This is a genomic window from Paraburkholderia madseniana (assembly GCF_009690905.1).
GTDB lineage: Bacteria > Pseudomonadota > Gammaproteobacteria > Burkholderiales > Burkholderiaceae > Paraburkholderia > Paraburkholderia madseniana.
Map to the genome: position 1 here is coordinate 1 of NZ_VOSW01000211.1, position 4,811 is coordinate 4,811.

At 60.7% G+C, this 4,811-nt stretch carries 4 protein-coding genes and 1 pseudogene; 2 read left to right on the top strand and 3 right to left on the bottom strand.

Features of this window, described 5'->3' with window-relative positions; genetic code table 11:
* Positions 1-161: 161 nt before the first annotated feature.
* Positions 162-1,463, bottom strand: coding sequence for an MFS transporter (locus FSO04_RS44925; RefSeq protein ID WP_154567821.1), 1,302 nt, complete (start codon positions 1,461-1,463; stop codon positions 162-164).
* Between the two features lie 409 nt (positions 1,464-1,872).
* On the opposite strand from FSO04_RS44925, the pseudogene FSO04_RS44930 reads away from it, so the two are divergent.
* Together FSO04_RS44930 and FSO04_RS44935 are read left to right on the top strand one after the other, a co-directional pair.
* Positions 1,873-2,298, top strand: a pseudogene (locus FSO04_RS44930) (response regulator transcription factor); the annotation flags it as partial.
* Between the two features lie 711 nt (positions 2,299-3,009).
* Positions 3,010-3,342: a hypothetical protein gene (locus tag FSO04_RS44935; protein WP_154567823.1), complete on the top strand. Its 333-nt coding sequence runs from the start codon at positions 3,010-3,012 to the stop codon at positions 3,340-3,342.
* Positions 3,343-3,396: 54 nt separating this feature from the next.
* On the opposite strand, the gene FSO04_RS44940 is transcribed toward FSO04_RS44935, so the two are convergent.
* A complete protein-coding gene (locus FSO04_RS44940) occupies positions 3,397-4,314 on the bottom strand; it encodes a phage integrase central domain-containing protein (RefSeq protein ID WP_154567824.1) in 918 nt (305 codons plus the stop codon).
* 171 nt (positions 4,315-4,485) lie between these two features.
* The coding region (locus tag FSO04_RS44945; protein WP_166618391.1) for an ATP-binding protein at positions 4,486-4,811 on the bottom strand (326 nt) is incomplete at its 5' end.

A 4,811-nucleotide genomic window follows, 5' to 3' on the forward strand; every position in this document is an offset into this window, starting at 1 on the left:
GGTATTGGAAGAGTTCATGAGACACATCGTAGGCTGATGCAGCGCACGATGTTTCGGTCCGACGTGAAGTGTCGATGTCGCCGGAATTGCCGTAAAGGCGGGGCGTGGAGCCGATGCAAACAACGGCGCACCACGCGGTGCGCCGTTGCGAAACAGCTCGACTAGCGCACTTGTGGCGCGTCTTTGATAAACAGCGTCGTCAATGCCCCGACAATGCAGATCGCGCCGACATACAGCGGCGCGGCCATCGGGTTCGACTTCATCATCAGCGAAACGGCGATCGGCGTGAGGCCGCCGAACACTGCGTAGGCAACGTTATACGAGAACGAGATGCCCGAGAATCGCACGACCGGCGGGAACGCCTTCACCAGCACGAACGGAATCGCGCCGATCACACCGACGAACAGGCCGGCCACCCCATACAGCGGCACCAGCGCCGACGTATCGACGGCAAGCTGCTGGAACATCACGTAGTACGTCACGGCCAGCGCGAGGCCGCCGATGAAAATCGTGCGCCCCGCGCCGATGCGGCCGGCGATCGAGCCAGCCATCACGCAGCCGATCGTCAGGCACAGCGTCGCCACGCAGTTCGCCAGCAACGCGGTGGCCGGCGCGATATGAAACTGCTTCTGCAGCAGCGTCGGCGTCATCAGAATCACCACGACGATCGCAGCGGACAGCATCCACGTGAGCAGCATCGACACGATCACAGCGCGGCCGTGGTCGCGCAACACGGCCTTGAGCGGCACTTCCGCGGCGATCGCCTTGCGTTGCTTGAGCTCGGCGAACACCGGCGTCTCATGCAGCCAGCGGCGCAGATAAACCGAGAACATGCCGAACACGCCACCCACCAGGAACGGGATGCGCCATGCGTAGGCGGAGATTTCCGCCGGTGCGAAGTTGCGGTTCACCGCCGAGGCAATCAGCGAGCCGAGCAGGATGCCTGCCGTGAGGCCGGCTGTCAGTGTGCCGCACGCATAGCCGATGTGCCGCTGCGGCACGTGCTCGGAAACGAACACCCATGCGCCCGGCACTTCGCCGCCGACCGCCGCGCCTTGCATCACGCGGAACAGCAGCAGCAATACCGGCGCCATTACGCCGATGCTGGCGTAGGTGGGCAGCAGGCCCATCATCAGCGTCGGCACCGACATCAGCAGCACGCTCAGCGTGAACATGCGCTTGCGGCCGAACAGGTCGCCGAAGTGCGCCATGATGATGCCGCCGAGCGGCCGGGCCAGATAGCCCGCCGCGAAGATGCCGAAGGTCTGCACCTGACGCAGCCAGTCCGGCATCGCGGCGGGGAAGAACAGCTGGCCGATCGCCGGCGCAAAGAATACGAAGATGATGAAGTCGTAAAACTCCAGCGCCCCGCCGAGCGCGGCGAGACCGAGCGTCTTGTAATCGCTTCGCCCAAGAGGGCGTGGGGTGACAGCCTGCGCTCCACCCAGATTTGTCGCTTGCATTGCTTGTGTCTTGTCTTGAATTGGAAACCACACGTGGCGCGTGGAAATACGGCGGTCGTCGGGCGAGAAGTGTGGCAAGCGCTGGGTAGAGCACGGGACACCGGCGCGCCGGCCCGGGTAGAGCAAGCGCGATGACGACTGGGGCCAGGGCGGCGATTTTACAGGATGAAAGCCGGTCGCTTCGGGAAGTGCTTAATTAGATTGGGAAAAGTTCCCTGAGGCGTGCCTTTTCGACGGCAGGCAGGACCATGAGGGCTGCGCGTTGTGCGAGCCGCAGCGGTTGGGTGTAGGAATGCCGTGCCCACGTGTGGGAGTCGGGCGATTGGTATGCAAATTAGGATTGCTCCTATGTGAAGGAGTGGGCGTCCCTCTGAGAATCGCGTCCGAGCTATCAGTTAAGAGTCATCCCATGCGCATTGCCATTCTTCAGCGTGACCCCGTCATGCGTCAGTCGATCGAAAAGATTCTTATGAGTGCCGGCCATACCTGTATGGTCTATGACGACGGTCTGAGCATGTCGAAAGCGCTCGCCCGTTCCACCGTGGATCTGCTGGTGCTGGACTGGCAAGGCACGCGCCTGTCCGGCGCCGAAGTCCTGAGGTCGGTGCGCGCGGTCGGCGGCGATCGCCTGCCGGTCCTGTTCGCTTCGACCGAGACGTCGGAGGATAGCGTGGTGCGTGCCTTTGCCAGCGGGGCAGACGACTATGTCGGGCTGCCGTTGCGCCCGGGCGAGTTCCGCGAGCGCGTTGCGGCGTTGCTGCGCCGCGCCTATCCGGATCGGTTCAGCGCCGCGAGCTTCGATGTCGGCCCCTACCATTTCGACATTTCCCGTCGCCCGCAAAGTCTTATCCAGCAAGGGTTGTTCACTACCTGTTCAAAATTTGTTCAAAACCCGTAGCACCTATTCGCTGAGTTCGGCGGTTGTCTGTAACGTCGCGAACGGCTGTCGTATCCAAGCGTTGCTGGTGAGGCGCGTGCCCCGAGTGCCACGTCGGGCACAAATGGCGCCTCGTGCACGGCAATGGTTAAAAAGACCTTTTGCATGCTAGCTAGCCGCAAACCTGATTGCACAACGCAGTCAAGTGCAGAATTTTCTCGGTCGACCCTATTTGTGAAGTTAGGGCTGCGGCGGCTTTGCCCTACGCATGGATTGGGCGCGCTGCGGCGCTATTCCGGCACCGGGTCATTCGACGGTAACGCTTGGGGAACGTTCGCGGATTACGGTGCGCGCGCACTACAGTCGTCCATGCATCCAAAGTGCCAAAGCTTCTCATCGGCACCCGTGCACTTGCGTGAGGACTGAAGATGTCATGAACCGACTGCCTAGACCGACTTATCGTGCTCGAACGTTTTTTAACTGCTACCTAAATTGAGGGCGGTTCCGATATGCTTCCAGATCTTGTGCGTCCTCGTAATCAGGTGATTTTCAATCTCGTTGAGGAGTGGGGGGGCAAAAGCGAAAGGGTTAGGGGTTCAGTATGTCGCTCACGCGGTTACGGCTGCGGGTGTCGCAACCTGTCTCGGCGAATCGCTGGCTGGGGGCGGCATGGAGCCGAAGACCCATCCGGACCAGGAGTATTGGCGCAAAGTAAAGAGTCCAGATGACGCGGGAATCGATCTCGCCGCGATCGCCCGCATCGAGATCGATTGCACGCTATTGCCGTGCGCTGGTGGAAACGACGGCTGTCTCCTAATCGTTCCATTTCTTGCTCAACAGGCCGGCTTTGGGGACCTTCCTCTCCGCATTTTTTCGCATCGTTACGAAGGGGGCGATATTAGCAAGCCGAAGCGCTACTTTGACTGCAGGTCAGCTAGTCCCCGCGGAGAACTGAAGAGATTATTTGCGGTGAACGGCAGCTGGGACTGGGCAGCGCCCTGAAAGCTCATCCCATGACGATCTATTTGTGCCTGACGCCAATGCACGTTGATCTAGTCACCTTGTGCTGATCTTCACCTTCAGAGGCTCAAGGCCACGCGAATTTGCGTACAAGTCAGCGATCGCGTCAGTCATATGCCCGAGTAGTGCTTTGGTGTCTACGCCGCCCTGTTCCATGTACAGTCGCTTCGTCAAACTTCGCATTTCATGAAAGGTCGGCGCGTCGTCGCCCGTAATGCCGGCAAGGTCGCGCGCTTCCTTGAACTTCGAAGTGAAGGTCTTGATCTTGATCGCCGAGCCCTTGGGCGCGTTGACGTTCGGTCGGATGTGATGGATAAGATATTTGCTGACAATGCCTGTCGAGCGGCAGCGAGCGATCACGTCGGCAAGCGACATGCCCAGTACGTCGAGCCGCAGCTCGAGTGGAATCGCGATGCGGACGCCCGTCTTGCCGCGCGTCAGGACTGCACAACCGTCTTGTTGGAAGCTGCGCTCCCAGCGGGCCACCGTGGACCGGTCTTGTCCGGAAACGAGCGCCAGCAGCATGGCGTTCTGCAGCCATAACGCTACCTGCGGTGCCTTTTCATAGATCGCCTGGAACTCCGGGAACGTGAGCCGGCGGCGTTTCACTGTGACCTTGGCCTTGTCGGTTGCGTCGGCCGGGTTCTTGTCCATCCACCCGAGCGCCATTCCGCGGCGACACACTGCGCGCATGCGACTGCGGATGTGAACTGCCCACTGCATTTTCCCACGCCCCTCGACCTTCTCGAGCATGCCGGCGACGTGTTTCGTCGTCAGATCGGCGCACAGTACCTTTCCGATCTCGTCGCGGATCGCTGAATCCACGTACTTCCTATGGCGCACGGTCTCGGGCTTGGCCTTGCCGACGGGCATCCTGTCCAACAGGTCGCCGATTGTCTCGCGCGGAGTGTCTAGGCGCTCCGCAATGTCCGCGCCGAATGAATTTTGAGCCACCGCGCCGATCGAGCTTTGAGCCGGGGTGGAGACCGGCCTGAAGAAGGACCGGTTGTGGATAAGTGTATGGGTTTCCGGAGTGGTTGTCCTCCTTCGTATGAGGATGCATTGCGCAGAGGAAGCTGCGAAGGGCGTAGCCCGTAGCGGCTTCCTCTGCGCGGCAAGCGACGATCAGGCTGATTCGTTCGCGCTCGCACCGTCGGCTCTGCGTGCTGCTTCGCGCGAGCGGATACGCTTCTTTGCACTGGCGCTGCTATGGCGGAAACGGTAGCTTTCGTTGCCGGTTTCCACGATGTGGCAGTGATGCGTCAGCCGGTCCAGCAATGCCGTGGTCATCTTCGCGTCGCCGAACACACTGGACCATTCGGCAAAGTCCAGATTCGTTGTCACCGCAACGCTTGTATGCTCGTACAGGCGACTCAGCAGGTGGAATAGCAACGCCCCGCCGGCCTGGCTGAAGGGCAGATATCCGAGTTCGTCCAGAATGACCAGGTCGA